Source organism: Shewanella sp. 5S214 (assembly GCF_041439795.1).
GTDB classification, from domain to species: domain Bacteria; phylum Pseudomonadota; class Gammaproteobacteria; order Enterobacterales; family Shewanellaceae; genus Shewanella; species Shewanella vesiculosa.
The window spans coordinates 41,861-58,901 of record NZ_JBGOOV010000006.1; the positions used below are offsets into that span (position 1 = coordinate 41,861).

Annotated in this window: 15 protein-coding genes; all 15 read right to left on the minus strand. The window is 39.8% G+C overall.

What is annotated here, in order from left to right; genetic code table 11:
• Positions 1–3: 3 nt before the first annotated feature.
• The 15 genes from ACED29_RS05555 to tssA all read right to left on the minus strand — a co-directional run bounded on the left by ACED29_RS05555 (position 4) and on the right by tssA (position 17,020).
• Positions 4–945, minus strand: a complete 942-nt coding sequence (locus tag ACED29_RS05555) for a hypothetical protein (RefSeq protein WP_371697231.1) — start codon at positions 943–945, stop codon at positions 4–6.
• The gene (locus ACED29_RS05560; protein WP_182722286.1) at positions 942–2,042 is read right to left on the minus strand and encodes a hypothetical protein; all 1,101 of its coding nucleotides are present in this window, start codon (positions 2,040–2,042) and stop codon (positions 942–944) included. The genes ACED29_RS05555 and ACED29_RS05560 overlap by 4 nt, the downstream gene beginning before the upstream one ends.
• A 21-nt stretch (positions 2,043–2,063) precedes the next feature.
• Positions 2,064–2,354, minus strand: coding sequence for a PAAR domain-containing protein (locus ACED29_RS05565; RefSeq protein WP_124015796.1), 291 nt, complete (start codon positions 2,352–2,354; stop codon positions 2,064–2,066).
• A 41-nt stretch (positions 2,355–2,395) separates the two neighbouring features.
• Positions 2,396–2,749 carry a hypothetical protein gene (locus tag ACED29_RS05570; RefSeq protein WP_124015795.1) on the minus strand — a complete coding sequence of 118 codons (354 nt, stop codon included), beginning with the start codon at positions 2,747–2,749 and terminating at the stop codon, positions 2,396–2,398.
• Positions 2,750–2,751: 2 nt separating this feature from the next.
• Entirely contained in the window at positions 2,752–4,608 is a 1,857-nt protein-coding gene (gene tssI, locus ACED29_RS05575; protein WP_371697232.1) for a type VI secretion system tip protein TssI/VgrG, read from the minus strand.
• Between the two features lie 73 nt (positions 4,609–4,681).
• The gene (locus ACED29_RS05580; RefSeq protein ID WP_124015793.1) at positions 4,682–5,161 is read right to left on the minus strand and encodes a type VI secretion system tube protein Hcp; all 480 of its coding nucleotides are present in this window, start codon (positions 5,159–5,161) and stop codon (positions 4,682–4,684) included.
• Between the two features lie 373 nt (positions 5,162–5,534).
• Entirely contained in the window at positions 5,535–8,141 is a 2,607-nt protein-coding gene (tssH, locus tag ACED29_RS05585) for a type VI secretion system ATPase TssH (protein ID WP_371697233.1), read from the minus strand.
• Between the two features lie 19 nt (positions 8,142–8,160).
• The gene (gene tssG / locus ACED29_RS05590; RefSeq protein WP_182697097.1) at positions 8,161–9,168 is read right to left on the minus strand and encodes a type VI secretion system baseplate subunit TssG; all 1,008 of its coding nucleotides are present in this window, start codon (positions 9,166–9,168) and stop codon (positions 8,161–8,163) included.
• A complete protein-coding gene (gene tssF / locus ACED29_RS05595; RefSeq protein WP_182697096.1) occupies positions 9,165–10,994 on the minus strand; it encodes a type VI secretion system baseplate subunit TssF in 1,830 nt (609 codons plus the stop codon). Before tssF ends, tssG begins: the two co-directional genes overlap by 4 nt.
• The gene (gene tssE / locus ACED29_RS05600; RefSeq protein ID WP_371697234.1) at positions 10,991–11,482 is read right to left on the minus strand and encodes a type VI secretion system baseplate subunit TssE; all 492 of its coding nucleotides are present in this window, start codon (positions 11,480–11,482) and stop codon (positions 10,991–10,993) included. The genes tssF and tssE overlap by 4 nt, the downstream gene beginning before the upstream one ends.
• Before the next feature lie 6 nt (positions 11,483–11,488).
• Positions 11,489–12,277: a type VI secretion system accessory protein TagJ gene (locus tag ACED29_RS05605; RefSeq protein WP_182697095.1), complete on the minus strand. Its 789-nt coding sequence runs from the start codon at positions 12,275–12,277 to the stop codon at positions 11,489–11,491.
• Between the two features lie 14 nt (positions 12,278–12,291).
• The gene (gene tssC / locus ACED29_RS05610; protein WP_182697094.1) at positions 12,292–13,827 is read right to left on the minus strand and encodes a type VI secretion system contractile sheath large subunit; all 1,536 of its coding nucleotides are present in this window, start codon (positions 13,825–13,827) and stop codon (positions 12,292–12,294) included.
• 51 nt (positions 13,828–13,878) lie between these two features.
• On the minus strand, positions 13,879–15,372 hold the full coding sequence (tssC, locus tag ACED29_RS05615; RefSeq protein ID WP_371697235.1) for a type VI secretion system contractile sheath large subunit: 1,494 nt from the start codon (positions 15,370–15,372) through the stop codon (positions 13,879–13,881).
• On the minus strand, positions 15,372–15,872 hold the full coding sequence (tssB, locus tag ACED29_RS05620; protein ID WP_124015787.1) for a type VI secretion system contractile sheath small subunit: 501 nt from the start codon (positions 15,870–15,872) through the stop codon (positions 15,372–15,374). The genes tssC (ACED29_RS05615) and tssB overlap by 1 nt, the downstream gene beginning before the upstream one ends.
• A 41-nt stretch (positions 15,873–15,913) precedes the next feature.
• Positions 15,914–17,020, minus strand: a complete 1,107-nt coding sequence (gene tssA, locus ACED29_RS05625; RefSeq protein WP_124015786.1) for a type VI secretion system protein TssA — start codon at positions 17,018–17,020, stop codon at positions 15,914–15,916.
• Positions 17,021–17,041 lie beyond the last annotated feature (21 nt).

Consider the following 17,041-nt stretch of genomic DNA (forward strand, 5'->3'; position numbering starts at 1 on the left):
CGTTTATGCCTTCTCTATCCATGAGTACATTGCCACACCAAGATGAAGTTGTTGAGACACTTCAAGTTGTAAACTTATTCCTGTAACTGTGTGTTGTTGATAGCGATTATAGATGTGTAAAAAGTTATATAATCCTACCACGCAACCTATGTCGCCAGTAAAATAGCTGGATTGGGTAATTTGTGTGTCTTGATTAATTTTGCCCGCTAATTGCTCGTAAGCATTAAGCCAATTGTCTGTCACTGTCGAAAGGTTACCGGGTAAATAAAGCTGCGACAGTTGATCAATATCATCGACTTGGCAAGCTCGGTTAAATAAGGTTTTTATGGCCTGAGTTTGTTGAACCAAGCTACATGACTCTTGGAATAAATCCAAAACGTGCATACCATCAGTTGCAACATTGATGTTGGCCATGATGACCGCTTCAGCAGGACAACGACCGCTATCTTGTTGCTGGGTAATCAGCTCTTGCTCATTTTGCAAATCTGAAAGCGCAAAATACAGGCTGTCTACAGCAATAAATATCGCACTTTGACTATCGACTGGTAATGCCTTTAATGCGCTCAATGCAGAGAAAAAACCAGCACTTCCCATAGGGAAAAATCGGCTATGAGGATGTTCAAAGCAATGTGGGAAAAGTGCATGTAAACGACTTACCCAATCCACAAGTTGTTGTTTTTCTAAATGAGGTAAAATCCAAAAAATCGGCTGAGTTCGGTAAGGCTGCCACTGAGCTTCGTCATGGATCGGCAACTTGTGTAACATATCAATGATACGGCTTAATTGAGACTCAGTAGCCAGGCCTTGAGCCATTACCGCAGCGATGTGTTGACCATCAAATTGATACTCAAAATCAACCGCCTCAGATAAAGGTAGGTTGAGCAACTGTAGTGGATTTTGATAGGTCCCCACAACGATTTCAATGGTCTCTGCATGCATAATCATAAGGCGACTTTCACTCGTTGTGGGCTGTGATTGACCACATTATTGAGCCTAAGCTTGTGTAAATAAGCGATTCGTTGGTGAACAGGACTAGAGTAACGAATGATTTTATCGATACTAGCAGGATTGACTTCAATACCATTAATCAATCTAACTTCAGGCATTTTAAGGGCTAATAGCATCCAACGATGCAATAATTTAGCACTATAAAATTGTAAATATTCACAACGTTCGGCTTCATCTTCCTCAAACTGCCATTGATAAGGGACCGATTGATCTAACTCGGGGCCTAAAATAGTTCTCAATGCGCTAAAAGCCACTAAGGTTTGATTTGGTTGCTGCATAGCTCGAGCTAAAAAAGGCACAAATTTACTAAAACCTGAATAGCCCATTAGCTCGATGACCCTTAATGTCAAATCAACATTCTGACTCATTAAATTGAACACTTTGGTTAATATGGCTTCGTCTAATGAAATAATAAACACTTCAAAAAGGGCACTGTGGCAATAATCTAATTGACTGAATAAGCCATAGAGCTCTATCGGTTCATTAATGCTAGACATCAGCATTTCAATATATAAAGACGTCAGTGACGACCGAGGGATGTTCAGTGAATTAATGCCATCGTTACGCTTTAAGCGTTTACCACGATAGATGCACAACAAGATATATTGCTGAATTTGCTCAGGAGTCTTATTGCTTGCAGTAAAACTAACCTTATCAAATTGAAGTTGGCTGGCCATTAGTGCAAATGCAGGGCTATATTGGCTCGCATCAACAAGACTGCTGGCAAATAATGCCTCAACGATATGTGATTGCGCTGTAGGCTGAGCCTTGTAGTGCAGTTGTAACAACAGAGATAAAATGACTACCTTGTCAGTTGGGCTAAACTGCACATCAGTTTCAAAAGCATCAACAATTTGCTCCTGAGTATTGGCACTGAGTAACGGCCAATTAGGATCTTTTTTTTGCTGGATCATCTTTAAAATGACCGTTAACGATTGAGTATTATCTTCAATGTTTTTTGGCATACACTGAAACGACGACAACATAACTTGTCGTTGTGCCAGCAGAAGATTAAAACTCTCAATCAAATTCATTTACCACAATCCTTGTTCGTTCTAGCCAATCATCACTGTAGGATTACCTACAATAATCTTCCCACCATGAGCGGTACCATCTCCCATTCGGGCTGCGGGTTTGCCATTAATCAATACCGAACTTGAACCTGCATTAATCGTATCAGGCGGCCCAACACAAATTAACTTGTCACCTTTACGTGCTGCGGGTAATGAACCAATAAGAACATTGCCAGACCCCATTACAATAGGACCGCCAACATGAGGTACAGGACCAGGATTGGTTTTAGGACAAAGATGCATGCATGTAAGCGTTGCTGCGGGCATTCCCATCAAATATTCCTTTATTTGTTGTAATGTGTTGTTCCAGAGGTTTACTCGTTATCTAAAGGGATAACCAATAAAGCACGCTGTTCCAACGCCAATGCAATGATACTGATAATTTGCGCTTCAGATTGTTGAACAGCCAAATAGGTATCATTGTGTAAATAGCAATAAATTAGATACAACAAATCTGGTGAATTCTTCCAGCTGTGTCGATTTACTAAAAACTGTTCACCAAATGTTGCACTAACCCACAAGGTCATATTAGGTGTATTAAGCAGTGGATCTTGCGGTTTATCGACCGGTTTACAGATTAAGTGTCGATACCCAAATTGACAGGTAATTTCATGACCTCGACAAAAAGGCCCTAACAGGCCGACTCCAGGATAACGAGATGATGACATGACTAATTCAACTTAATTTGAGCAGCTTTTAAGGCAATGCTGGTGCCGTTAACCTTAACATTGGTGCCTTTTATGGTGATGTTTGTCCCTTCTATAGAAATAGAACCATCACTGCTCATTTTGATAGATGCACTGCCCGTTTTAATCACAATCTCTTTGCCAGCTTCAATATTGAGCACTTTGCCTACGTTTAAACTGTCATTATTACCAATATCTTCTAGGCGATCGTTGCCAATTTTAACGTTATCGTTATTAACCACTTCAGTAAAACGGTCATTACCTATGGTATCTTTTTGATCATGTTTAACATTGAGATGGTGATCTTTTTCTGCTTGAAAAAATAGTAACTCTTTACCCTTTTCATCATCAAAACGTAATTCATTAAAATTGTCTGCACCAGCGTCTTTAGTACTGTGTGTTTTAATACCAGACTGGGTCTTTTTAGCTGGTAAGGCATAAGGTGGCATTAAGTCTGCGTTATACACAGCACCACTAATAATTGGTTGATCCGGATCACCATTAATAAATTCAACCAGCACTTCTTGACCAACGCGAGGAAAGAAAAATGCGCCCCATTTATTACCCGCCCAACTCTGTGCGACACGGATCCAACACGAGCTTTTACTGTTAAATTCACCTTCACGATCCCAGTGAAACTGCACTTTAACGCGGCCAAATTTATCAATATGTTGCTCGTCACCTGGCTCACCAGTAACCACAGCAGTTTGCACACCATTAATTAATGGTTTGCGCAAATGAAGTTGTGAACGGTATGGGGTACTTTTTGGAACACATTCAAAATCATTTTGATACACGCACCCAGACATAGATTGGCCTGCGCCAGACTGATTAGGTTGTGTCGCTGAGGTTCTTAAAGAACTTATAACAAAGCTCTTACCTTTATAGCTGACGTTTTCGTGATCTTTAAATGTAAAAAATTTGCCTATCATGAAACTGCGGCAATCACCTTGACCACTGCATTTGTTCATATCTTTTTGCAGGGCTTCAAGCTGATTATTGGCAAAGGGCTGAGCACGTTTATTAAATTCTGATTCACCTAGATAGTCATACACTTCAAGGGCACTTTGTTCTGGGAGATCCGCTTTATTATGATTACCTGATGGATAAAGCTTAGGTTGTTCATAGTCATAGCCTTTTTGAATAAAGCCACCGCTGACCATGCTCATTCCACCTTGCCAGTTTGATAAATGTGACTCAGCTAAATGTCCTGAAAAACATCGAACTTTCTCTTCTGCACAAGGTTTATAGGCGTTAATATCATCTGCAAGTACAAGGGTATGGGCACTAAGACTGTGCTCAAAGAAGAAGAAAATACCCTCTTGTTGCAATAAGCGACAAACAAAATCTAAATCAGATTCTAGATACTGCACGCAGTATTCATACTGAGGATAAGTATTGGTAGTTTTATTTTGAAATTCGACTTTATGTTGACCAAATAAGTCTTTAATAATGTCAATTACAGACTTATTTTGAAAAATTCTACAGTTGCTGCGTTTTTTCATTAGTGCCATTTGAGGCACAATAACAGCTTGATAATCAATATAATTTTGCGCATCATCTGAAGCAGCCGTCCGCATACCTGCAGACTCGAGATGACTTATGACCCCATGAAAGTACCGAGCAGCACCATCACTTTCGGCATTACGTAATGTAATACAGACGTTTTTACCCACTAAACTATCGAGACTAATCTGAGTACCAACAGTAAACATTGATACGCTGATTGAAAATAACTGTGAAATAGCTTCAGTGGCAGTAAAATGCGTTAGGTACAGAACATCCTTACCTAATGGCGTAGTGATACTGATGATATTATTTTTTTGAGTGGCCTTAAGCATTCCTTGCCTCAGTCGTTAAGAATAAAGATCTTGGGGGAAACAAGTTCCCCCAAGATTTAAGATCACAAACAACTTACATTTGTTGACCTTTAACACCGCTGTAGCCATAACGTAGCGCTGCAGTAATGTTGTTTTTGTCATCAGTAGGTGTAACAGCCATCATCATTTCAGTGTAACTGATAGTGATAGTCTCAACTGGACGGTCACCATGAACTGAAACGCTGTAGCTAGAAATCATTGCATCGGTTAATTCGATTTGCATGATTTCTTCGATTTTGTCACCTTGTTTAGTGATGTGAAAAACCGCTTTTTTACCTTTACCGATAGTTGCTTCTTTGAACAAGTCAGTTGAAGAATTATCTTGCAATTTAGTAATGGTAACGTCACCTAAACGAGTAGAGCTTGCTTCACGGTCTTTAGCAGTACCAGTGAAAGAACTGATCTCACGGCTAATATTCCAATCGACTGATAACACAGTAATCATGTCTTTGAATTCTTCAGCAGTGGTTTCGCCTTTAATCCCTTCATAGTTTAAATATGTATTCGCTTGCATTATTAATGCTCCTTTTGCGTGGATGTCATCCATTAATGGACAGTTTTATAAGTTCAACAATTCAAACTTAATATTTCAATTTATTAAAAATGCACATATCAACAAATAATACATAACTGTATTATCCATTTAAATATAGTGAGTCCTCATTATTAAGCATGAGGATTATATCAAAGGTTCTTTGATAATCAACTAATCGTTTAGATAAATAAAAAATATAAATATTATATAGTTATTACTACATCAGTAATAACTACATAACATCACAAAGGGTATATACCTTATTATATAGACCTCAAATATAATGTTAAAAATCTAATTAATAATACTAAATGATTATTTATATTTTCGGTTATATACCCTTTATGTTTACCTAAATTTTATATACAAATTCTTCTTTTACGACATTAACTTTTACATTAGTTGTTTTTTTATTATTCGCCATATTGTTTAAAATCTTAACAGAAAGATCTGGCAACATTGTATTCTGTAAAATATTGTGCACATTTCGAGCGCCAGAACCGGCATCTTGGCACATAGACACGATTTGGCTAACGACATCATCACTGTAAGTGAACTTAGCTTGATAATGCTCTGCTAAGCGATGGGCAACTCGCTGTAATTGTAATTTCGTGATCTCATTAAGCATATATTGAGTAAGAGGAATATAAGGAATCACATTCAAGCGGCCTAAAAATGCGGGTTTAAAGTAGCCCAATAAATCATCTTGAAGCGCCTTACGCAAACCAGTAATAGAGGGCGCAATCTGTTCATCTTCAAACAACCCCATGGTGGTTTCAGTTCCAGCATTTGAGGTCATAATGATAATAGTATTTTTGAAGTCGATATCTCGCCCTTCTCCATCCTTGATCATACCTTTATCGAAAACCTGATAAAAAATATCTTGAACACCAGGATGCGCTTTTTCCATTTCATCCAATAAAATAACGCTATAGGGCTTACGGCGAACAGCTTCGGTTAATACTCCCCCCTCGCCATAGCCGACATAACCAGGAGGTGAGCCTAATAGTAGGGATACTTTATGCTCTTCTTTAAACTCTGACATATTGATAACGGTGACATTATCTTCACTGCCATAAACTTGCTCAGCTAGGGTTAGTGCGGTCTCAGTTTTTCCTACACCGCTAGGTCCCGTCAGCAAAAACACACCGATTGGGCGTTTTTCATCACCTAATTGGGCGCGCGACGTTTGTACCGTTTTCGCAATTAAATCTAATGCATGATCTTGCCCGATAACCCGCTTAGACATGGTTTCTTTCAAGTTCAAAATCGTTTTAATTTCATCACTTTGCATTTTGCCTGCAGGAATCCCAGTCCAGTCGGAAATCACTTCAGCAACAAGTTGTTCATCAACTTGCCAATGCACCATAGGCTGTTTATTGACAGCTAAATTAGCCTTCAACTCTGTCAGTTCCTGTAATTGAGCAACTGTATCAGTCTGTGATGATTGGATTTGCGTCACTAAATCAGCAATTTTCTTCACCGTGCTCAACTCTTCCTGCCACTGGATCATTAATGGCTCAAGTGCTTTTGAGAGTAACTTATGCTTCTTGGTTAATTCAATAATGGATTTTTTATGATCTGCACCAGTTTTTTGTTCGCGAGTGAGAATATTAATCTGGGTATCGAGTTGCTGAATTTGTCGCTGTAAGGACTCAACCAGTCCCGGTGTCGATGCTTGGCTCATAGCCACACGGGCACAAGCTGTGTCTAATAAACTCACGGCTTTATCTGGCAACTGACGCCCAGTAATATAACGATGAGATAAATTTACCGCGGCACATAACGCTTGATCTGAAACCAGAATCTTATGATGGCCTTCCATTACGGGTAATAGTCCTCGCATCATTGCAATCGCCTGTTGAGGAGATGGCTCATCAATTTTTACAACCTGAAAACGACGAGTCAAGGCTGCATCTTTTTCAAAAAACTTTTTGTATTCAGCCCAGGTTGTTGCCGCAATAGTACGTAATTCGCCGCGGGCTAAGGCAGGTTTTAATAAATTAGCAGCATCATTTTGCCCTGCTTGTCCACCACTACCGATCATAGTGTGTGCTTCATCAATAAATAAAATTATTGGCTTAACCGATTGTTTAACTTCGTTAATAAGCGCTTTTAAACGATTTTCAAACTCACCTTTTACACCAGCTCCAGCTTGTAATAAAGCCAAGTCGAGCACATGAATACGGACATTCTGCAATGCAGTTGGCACTTCTTTTTGAAAAATTTTAAGTGCTAAACCTTCCACTACGGCCGTTTTACCGACGCCGGCCTCACCGGTTAAAATAGGATTATTTTGACGACGGCGAGTTAAAATATCGATCATTTGCCTTATTTCATTATCACGACCAAGGATAGGATCAATCTTGCCTAATTCAGCTTGTTCGGTTAAGTTTTGCGTAAATTGATCTAGATTTGGTGTTTTGCTTGGCGCAGATTGCATTGCCTGAGTTTCTTCAATATCGGTACTCGACACTTTATGCTCTGTAGATTGACGCGCAAGTTGTGGCCAAGCATGTTTTAGCTGCGCAGGGTCGATTTTGAGTAACTGTTTAGCAGAGCGTGACACTAAGGAGTTTAACGAATCATCCGTCAATAACGTAAAAATAAGATAGGCCGTTCTGGTCTCATTATCATTAAATTCAATGCTGGTATTTAACCAGGTTTGACGTAATAAACTGACAATGTGTGGCGATAGACTCGGAGCCGCACTATTACCCGTTTTAAATTTTTCTAATCCCTGACGAATGTCGTTGATCAGCTGATCTTTTTGCACTGAAAAACTGGCCATGATGATGTCTAAATCACCAGAACCATTTTCTAATAATGCTAGTAACCAGTGCTCAATTTCAACACTAAATTGACTGCGGCTATGGCATACACTGGCAGCAGTTTCTAAAGATTGTCGACATACTGGATTAAGTTTTCCAACCAATTTACTCAAAGTCATCGCTGACATATTCATAGTCCTTTATTAATTAAATCATTAAGCTTTTTATTTGCTCACCATACTCTGCACGGCTGATCAAACCACAACCAAGCCCCAAGCCAATTGCAGACTTGGATAATTGTGCTTTCGGTGCATCTTTTTGTTTTATTTCTAGAAAAATCTTATATTTGACTGACTGACCTAAATAGCTTGAGACCAGTTTTTTAAGTGATTTACAATTTGCTGTCCCTGGCATAAATGCATTAACCAACGCACCTTCTTTAGGCTTAATATGAATACTGATACTGGAGTTGATATCCCATACTCGGCTGCCAATACTGGCATCGACACCTAAACGCGCATATTGGCCTTCTAGCATGCTTCGACTAGCCAATCGGGTTTGCTCTGTCTTAGCGAGAGATTGCCAACGACCTTGAAAAGAACAAACTTGGACATTACAGCCAGTAAAGTCATTCAACATGCTTCGTAATGACTCTGCCGTAGGAGTTTTATTATGATAAAAACCAGCGTAATAGCGGTTCAATGATTTATTACCACTGAGTAAACTCAAAACATGAGTAAAACTATCCGTAGCGCCATCTTCATGGGATTGATAATTAGCTGAGAAGCGATACTTTTCCCATGACCGATAAAATAGTGAAATAATTCGATGATTAAATAAATCATAAAAATCACGCATACCGCTATCTTTATGACGTAAACGCTCTAAGACTAACTCAGTATAGTGCGAAGGTAATACCCCGCTTGGCCCAGTCAACCCCATAAATGATATATGCATATCAGCGGCAACCTTAGCCTTTTGACTGGTATGTTTAGCCTTTACTTTACTGATGGCTTGCCCCGGAAAACCAAGGTGCTGATCTGATTTAAACCGCAACAGCTCTTTGCTTGGAATCGTATCGTAACCAACTTTAAAGCCTTGCTCGCGACCTTGAGATAACTGCTGTTGAAACTGATAAACAGCTTGATAGAAATCATGCTCGGAGGGCGCTTCAATTATGGCCTGCAACTGATGATGCATCGCATTTTGGGTCATAACAACGGCCTTTGTCCTGAACGTGCAGGCCAGGTATAAGCGACTGAATTATGGTCTTTAAAACGCATACTTAAACGGGTAAAACTATTGATTGCAGCAAATTGTGCAAAGAAGTGATCTAATATTGTGCAAAAGAAGAACACTCCGCTGCCAGAGTAATGATCTTTAATAAAGGTTATTTCAATATGGCTGCCACTGCAAAAGCTAATCCGGCCATGTTGGTTGACTCGTGCAGTATCAGGAGTGACTTCAACAAAGTGAATATTCTCGATTAAATTTTTATTTTCTGGTGAACACTTAAAATCGTATAATTTAAGGGTTTCTTTTAAATTATGAAGTGCATCTTTTCCACTAAAACTGTCAATTGATAGATGAGTCACTAACTGCCATCGAGAAGCGTCACTAAGGGATGCGCGAACGGGTAATGTTGGCGCAAGCAAACATTTTACATGCTTGATGATATCGGCGCGTTCAGGGACAAACATTTTCGGTTCATTGTTGCCAAACGGAAGATGGGCCGGTAAATTTCGATTACTGCACTGAGCGGTAATACTTAAGATCCAAGCGCCATAATCATCTTCCGACTTAAAGCCTTTAAAATTATGATCAACTAAAGATAAAAATGATTCAGTTCCTAGTTCAGCATAGCCACCTGACCAACTCGCCGACTCTCTTCTAACATGCCAAAATAAATTATTGTGACCAAGGTACTGCGGATGTGATTCGCCATAAAATGGTGTGACTTCAACTTTATTGTCTTTCGGATCATAAGCAATAACCTCTTGGATATTGATGATCTCAGTCACTTCAGAGTCAGAATAACGAGCAGCTAATTTATATTCGTACTGCGAAGCATCGATACTTACTGGTTCTAATTTTTGCTCAAATAAGTTGATTACTGGAGTGCAACCGAGTAGAAAATGATTTGCACTCACTTGCTTATCTAAATCTTGAGAGCCTTCCTTTAAATAAATATACAGTGAGAACTTACTGTCTATTCCTTGCCAACTTCCCTCTAAATCATCTATGTCAAAAAATAAGAATTTTTCAGGGAAAATAAAATTCTCCAGCAGTAACCGGTAACCAGAACTGGTCCGTTGGCTATAAGGAATAACTTGTTGCTCATCTTCAAATCCAACGGCTTTTAAGTGCCGTTTAGTTAAAAATTTGCACACAGTTTGCTGCTCGTTAACTAAAGCAAAACCCAGACTATGCTCAAATAGTAATTGATAAAGTTGAAAAGTTTGATGGTCTTGGCCATTTAAGAAAAAACGTAATTTATCTACACCAAGGCTTGGCATACTAATTTCGTCAAACTCACACGCGATATCCAGCTTGATTATTGCCTTTGCCCGTTCTGGCCACTGAGGTTCAGGCGCATTAAACGGTGCATTTTGAAACTGAGCCTGTTGAACTTCAATAGGCCATAACTTCATGTCGTATGACGTTTGGAAATGACAGGATTTCATCCCCTCAACTTGAGTATCGACTTGCGTTAGCCTGGGCAATAATACCCCTGTGGTCGATAAGTTTTCAGTCGTCACCTTAATCACCGTCATTGACGGAATAGGCGCTTGATAATCAGGGTACAATTGACCTAATAGCGCTTCAGTGAGTTCAGGAAAGCTATCATCAAGTTTCTGTCTAATTTGTGCGGTGAGCAGAGAAAATGCTTCAATTAAGCGTGATACATGAGGATCTTCAACATGCTCATCACTTAATCGTAAACGACCTGCAACCTTAGGATATTGCTCAGCAAATTCGGCCCCCATATGACGAATGAAAGCCAATTCACGATTGTAATACTCCAATAATTCCTGATTCACACAATTCCCTCATTCACTATCATCGCTAAATGGACCGGCTCAACCTCTGAGTCAAATGTAATATATTCAGGCTCAGGTTCTGCATAAAGCAGTGCATTGATTTTTAATCTTAAAACACGATCCAAAGGCTGTTCATTATCGACCGTCTCAACCATCACTTCGATAAAACGGGGTTCAAATCGCTTTATGGTATCGGCGACCTGTTTACAGAGGATCTGTCGACCGTCTAAACTCGCTACTGGCATGGATGAAAAATCACGCAAACCATAATTCATCAATGAATTGTCAAGTTCAGTTAAATGTTCCGGCCAAGTTTGCCACTGTAATTTAGCATTAAGAAGATTCTCTAAATCACGACGAACATTAGACCTTAACTGACGTAAGTTAAGGCCTCGATGGCTATCTTTGACATCCTGTTCACCGGGCGAATCATCTATCAATCGGTCAAGAATGGATGCCATTATGGGTTGCTGGTTTTTACTCAACACTATCGCCTACTGCAAGACTGGGGTGGATATTTTAGTAATTTGATTGAGTACGACTGCAGTATCATCAGCGAGCCACATTTTTAAGCCCTTGCCAGCAATCACATCAGTAGCAACTTCATGCCAATCAGTTTCTCGTCCCAATTTTTGAGCATCAGTTTCGCTACCTGCATATATCATCGGTATATGCGCTTCACCACACGGTCCATCTTTAATCGCTAGATCAACTCGACGCCAAACCATTTCCAGTAGCGAAGTCACCGGCTTAAAGTTGATGTAATCGATTTCAGATAACTGAGCTAAATAGAAATTACCGTCAGTACCGAAAATCTCAATAAAACCGCCTAAGGTATCATCAAGATCTCTTATTTCTTGATTGGTTTTATCGTTTATAAGCAGGCTGACTTGCGGACGTAAATTTTCAAGACTATTGGCGCATTGAGTCACATCATCTTGGGAGTCGACCATCGCTAAACGTAACTTCATTAATGCTGCAACATAAGCATCAGATTCAGCAAAAAGCTGAGGTACAGCTTTGCCTGCCATAAAATCAATTCTGGCTTGTTCTGCTCGGATCAACTGACGTAAGTTAGCTGCACCGATTAAAAAATCAGGGTGTTTTTGCACTAAAAAGTTTAACTGTTTGTCAGCCCGTTCAAGCTCACCATTAATACACAACAACTCAATATGTTGACCTTTTAAATCAATGTTCATTGGGTCGTCTTTTAGCTGTGTCTCAACTAACTGAATGGCTTCTTGTAGCTGGCCATTTTGCAGCATTTCTTGAATCTTTTTCATTTGATACCTTTGTGTTAATTTCTTGATGTCAGCTCAGTGACCAATTTAATGCTGGACACCATTTGATCTAACTGAAAATGAGGTTGTAACTGAATAATCGAATAGAAGTGCCCGGGCTTACCGCGCATTTCTTTTACTTGAACTTGGGCACTTCGCAGCGGATATTTACTTCTTACATCATCTGAAGATACGTCTGAAGCGGTGGTATATTTGTGCAGCCACAATTGCAGTTCGCGCTGGCAAGCTTCGGCAGAATGAAGTGAACCAATTTTTTCACGGCCTAACACTTTAATGTAATGGGCAAAACGAGATACACACAAAATGTACTGCAACATTGAGGATAGTTTTGCATTAATATTATCTTCAAGTTGTTCATATTTTGGTGGTTTCTGCACAGAGGCATTACTGTAAAACACTAAGTGTTCACAACCTGATACTGGAGATAAAGGGATGAAACCTTGATCAGAAATCGACTTTTCAGCCCTATCACTGATTAACAAATCCACTGAAGGTTTCTTGCGTTTTCGATATAAATCTGGCTCGTATTGACTGACCGCAAGGTCACATACTAGGCCTTTCTTACGCGCACCGGGTTCTAAACCGCGGATATGGCCAAACCAACCTGATTCGCTAAATGCGCGGATTAATACACCACCAAAGGCATAAGCAGCATTACCCCATAAATGGTCTTTTTTGGGATTTTTAATCGATTCTTTAAACTTAAAACCTTCGCTGCGGCTACCATCGATAAGATAAGGGGAACGCATTAGGATGTTGGGCATAGTTAAGCCAATAAAGCGAGAATCATCCATTTTTCGTAACGAGTTCCACTTAATATACTCATGCTGCTCAAAAATTTTGCCCATGTTCATATGAGCAGATAAATCAGCAAAGTCATCTGCACCAAATAATGAAGGACTGGCAGAAGTGATAAATGGCGCAAATGCGGCCGCAGCAGTACGCGAAATTTCTTTTAAAATATCAATGTCGTTGGTGGACACACCTGGGCGGTTCTTATGGGTGATTTGATAATCACCAATTAACGTGCCGAAGGGCTCGCCACCAGACATGTCATATTCGTTGTTATAAATCAGTTTAAAAAAATCACTTTGATCAAATTCAATCGCCCGATTAATGTCTTTAGACAGTGTTGTCCAACAACAATCGAGCATTTTAACTTTTACTTTCTGGTCTTTGTCATGTAAATCTTGCTGTTGAACTAAATACAATACCCCACGCCAACTAGCCTCTAAAGCTTGAAAAGCATTGTGATGAATGATGGCATTGAGTTGTTGTTCTAGCTGTCTATCGATACGATCAATAGCCTTAAGCAGAAAAGGTAATACGGAGGTTTTATCAAATTGAGTCAGCGAATGGCTCGAGTTTTCTAACCAAAGCAATAACGACCTAGTCGAATCCGACTCTCGTAAGAATCGTTCGACTAAGTGTTTATTTTTTAGTGCCTTTGTCGTTGAAGATACTGGCTTTTTAATTCCAGTATCTTCTTTGAAAATTTCACTTGTTACAAATGAAATGGTTTCTTGAGGCATCGTTTGTTTCTATCCTTGAAAACAAATGAGGGTCACTGCGTTAGCGGGTGATTATCCTACTTTAGGGATTTTTGCGACTAAACGTAAAGACGCGGTAAGCTCTTCCATCTGCAACCAAGGACGTAACCAGGCAACGGCATTGTATGAACCCGGTTGACCAGGGATCTCTTTCACCACAACTTTAGCGTCAGCCAATGGATACTTAGCGCGAATGTCTTGTCCGCCACCTTCAGATGCATTAACAAAAGATAAAATCCAGCGATTTAACCAAGACTCAACATCTTCTGCTTCCATGAAGCTACCAATTTTGTCGCGGGCCATCACTTTAAGGTAATGAGCAAAACGAGACGTTGCCATTAAGTAAGGTAAACGTGCTGAAATTGCAGCATTAGCGGTAGCATCATGGCTTGTCATTATTTTTGGTTTTTGACATGACTGAGAACCAAAGAACACGGCATAATCAGTATGCTTATAATGACAAAGAGGTAAGAAACCTAATTTACTTAACTCTGCTTCACGGCGATCAGTAATACCAATTTCCGTTGGACACTTTAAATCTGGATCACCGTCATCACTGGTAAAGACATGTGCAGGCAAGCCTTCAACCTTACCACCGCCCTCGGCGCCGCGAATAGCAGTACAGAAGCCATATTTACTGAATGCTTGGCCCATATTGGTAGCCATAACGTAAGCCGCATTCATCCAACAATAATCATTATGATCAGCCACTTTAGAACGGCCACTTTCTGAGTCTATTTCAAACTCTTCATAGCAAAACTCTTCTACAGGCTTGGTCGCTGAGCCATAAGGAAGGCGAGCCAGCACTCTAGGCATAGTTAGAGTCACGAAGCGAGAATCATCACTGTCGCGGAAAGAGCGCCACTGAGTGTATTCTAGAGATTCAAATACCTTTTCAAGATCGCGAGGTTTGCTCAGTTCAGTCCACTCATCAAAACCAAATAAAGATGAACCTGCAGCCGAAATAAATGGACAGAAACCAGCAGCGGCAACATTAGACATTAATGACAATGATTCAACATCTTCTGGATGATTAGTAAATTCATAATCACCCACTAAACAACCATAAGGTTCGCCACCCGGAGTACCAAACTCTGATTCATAGATCTTTTTAAACATTTGGCTCTGATCAAACTCAACCGCTTTACTTAAATCTTTATGCAGTTCTTTTTTAGACAAACTCATTACACGAATTTTAAGTGTTTCGTTGGTTTCAGAGTTTTTAACGGTATGGTGCAAACCACGCCAGCTACCTTCAAGTTTTTGCAGTTCTTCATTGTGCATAATTGAAGCTAATTGTTTAGAGATAATGTCATCTAAACGATTAATAGCCTTATTGAATGTCACAGTGAGGTTTTTATCCCACTGAACAGTACCTTTAAGGGCTTCTTCGGTTAACGAACGAATTAATTCTTCTGCACGAGAAGAATCGGTTTGCTTTGTAGCAACGATAGCTTGCTCTAAAATAGAAACACTCTGTGCTTGCTCTTCAGATACAGCATCTAATGACGCGGCTTCCATGCTCATTATTCCGCTCCTTTGAGGTTAAGTTCACCAGCCAACTTGTCTAGGCTGGTAGTGTTATTTAACACTTCTTCTAAGATATTTTCGAGATTCTCAGAGCGATCAACTTTTGTCATCAAATCACGAAGTTTGTTACGGGTTTCCATTAATTTTCTTAATGGTTCAACCTGATTAACAATGGCAGCAGGTTCAAAGTCTTCAATGCTATTAAACTCTAATGCTACATTCATTTCAGAATCATCGCCGGCAAGAGTATTAGGCACTAAAATATTTAACTTAGGGCTCATACGCTTTAACACATCATTAAAGTTATCACGGTCGATTTGTACAAAACGGCGGTCTTTTAATGGCTTTAAATCTGCGGTGTTGTGACCAGCAAAATCACCCGTAACACCAATAACAAAAGGCAGCTCTTTTTTTACTACAGCACCTTCGGTTTCGACATCATAGGTAATATGGACACGGGGTTTTCTTACTCGCTTTAATTTATCATGTACACTCATATGAACTCCTTTCAATAATATGTTGAGTAATCAACTACAGATCATTCTTCCGTTTTTATTCCAGATAACTTGAAAAAGCCATTTCTTGCTTCACCATCTTGGATTAATTCTTGTAATAACTCGGGCAAACTTAGGTCACTCCAGCGTATGACTTGCTCAATAGCATAAGACATTGGCGAATGTGGCTCAGTACGTCGAAAAAAGTCCGCTATCGTCTCAAGATGACTAATAGCTTGTGCCCTAGAATTAAGTTGTCCTTCAACACCTGAAGGCGTTGAATGATGAGCAGTAGTATCACCGTCTTGCTGTTCGTCAATCTGTTGTTCTTGCGCTAAGTTAGCTTTATTCTTTGCAATTATTGGTGCTGTAATTGAACTAATTTGCAGTGCACAGGCTTCTAACGCTTTGCGAATATAACTCGTCGGTTGTGGATCACCGCTCATCGCGTCATCCATTGAAGCCGACAAACGGCTAAATGCACTCATAGCATTTTGTACATCGCGATCAAGCTCGATAAAGAAACTGTCGGAGGTTTCCTTGATGCTCTGCTCGACGTCTTCAAGTGAGACTGAACCAGAATCGAAGCGCTTTTCTTGCTTATCTTTATCTAAGCGACTTGTATCTAGCGCCTGTTCATATTGCCAAGTCGAGTAAACAATTCCGCCATCGGTGATAGGGATCGTTCTTATTGGATGAATTAGGGAACCTTCACTTTCGATACCATTCAAACCAATCAGCGGTGCAATTCGCTCCGCTAAATCATTTGGCTCTGGAGTGGGATAAAGCGTGTCCCAATAGCGCTCGATTAATTCTGCTGCTAGGGTAAAACCAAAATACAATCCTTTGAACCCATGTAATCGACATGCAGCCTCGATAAACCAAGCAACATATTCGATATCTTTTGATTGTTGTTTTAAAATATTCGGAACTTGCTCAAATATCGGTCGCCATTCAACCGAGACGGATAACACATCTTCTTCATCGGTTAACGCTTTTCGTTCTTTAGAGCGTGCAATATTGCGCACGTCTTTAAGTAAATAATACGTTGAGGTTGGACTAATATCTTCGCGAGGATCAACTCCAGATTCCGCATCAATGGTAATGGGAAGAATTAATTCATCGATAGTTAAATTCTTTAGCTTACTCAATCTAATTCAATCCCTGAATAA

Coding starts and splice junctions, on each gene's coding strand:
- ACED29_RS05605 (WP_182697095.1), bottom strand. CDS start 12,277: ATGAAAAAGATTCAAGAAATGCTGCAAAATGGCCAGCTACAAGAAGCC.
- ACED29_RS05580 (WP_124015793.1), bottom strand. CDS start 5,161: ATGCAAGCGAATACATATTTAAACTATGAAGGGATTAAAGGCGAAACC.
- ACED29_RS05555 (WP_371697231.1), bottom strand. CDS start 945: ATGATTATGCATGCAGAGACCATTGAAATCGTTGTGGGGACCTATCAA.
- tssH (WP_371697233.1), bottom strand. CDS start 8,141: ATGTCAGCGATGACTTTGAGTAAATTGGTTGGAAAACTTAATCCAGTA.
- ACED29_RS05570 (WP_124015795.1), bottom strand. CDS start 2,749: ATGTCATCATCTCGTTATCCTGGAGTCGGCCTGTTAGGGCCTTTTTGT.
- tssC (WP_182697094.1), bottom strand. CDS start 13,827: ATGCCTCAAGAAACCATTTCATTTGTAACAAGTGAAATTTTCAAAGAA.
- tssC (WP_371697235.1), bottom strand. CDS start 15,372: ATGAGCATGGAAGCCGCGTCATTAGATGCTGTATCTGAAGAGCAAGCA.
- tssB (WP_124015787.1), bottom strand. CDS start 15,872: ATGAGTGTACATGATAAATTAAAGCGAGTAAGAAAACCCCGTGTCCAT.
- ACED29_RS05565 (WP_124015796.1), bottom strand. CDS start 2,354: ATGGGAATGCCCGCAGCAACGCTTACATGCATGCATCTTTGTCCTAAA.
- ACED29_RS05560 (WP_182722286.1), bottom strand. CDS start 2,042: ATGAATTTGATTGAGAGTTTTAATCTTCTGCTGGCACAACGACAAGTT.
- tssI (WP_371697232.1), bottom strand. CDS start 4,608: ATGCTTAAGGCCACTCAAAAAAATAATATCATCAGTATCACTACGCCA.
- tssG (WP_182697097.1), bottom strand. CDS start 9,168: ATGACCCAAAATGCGATGCATCATCAGTTGCAGGCCATAATTGAAGCG.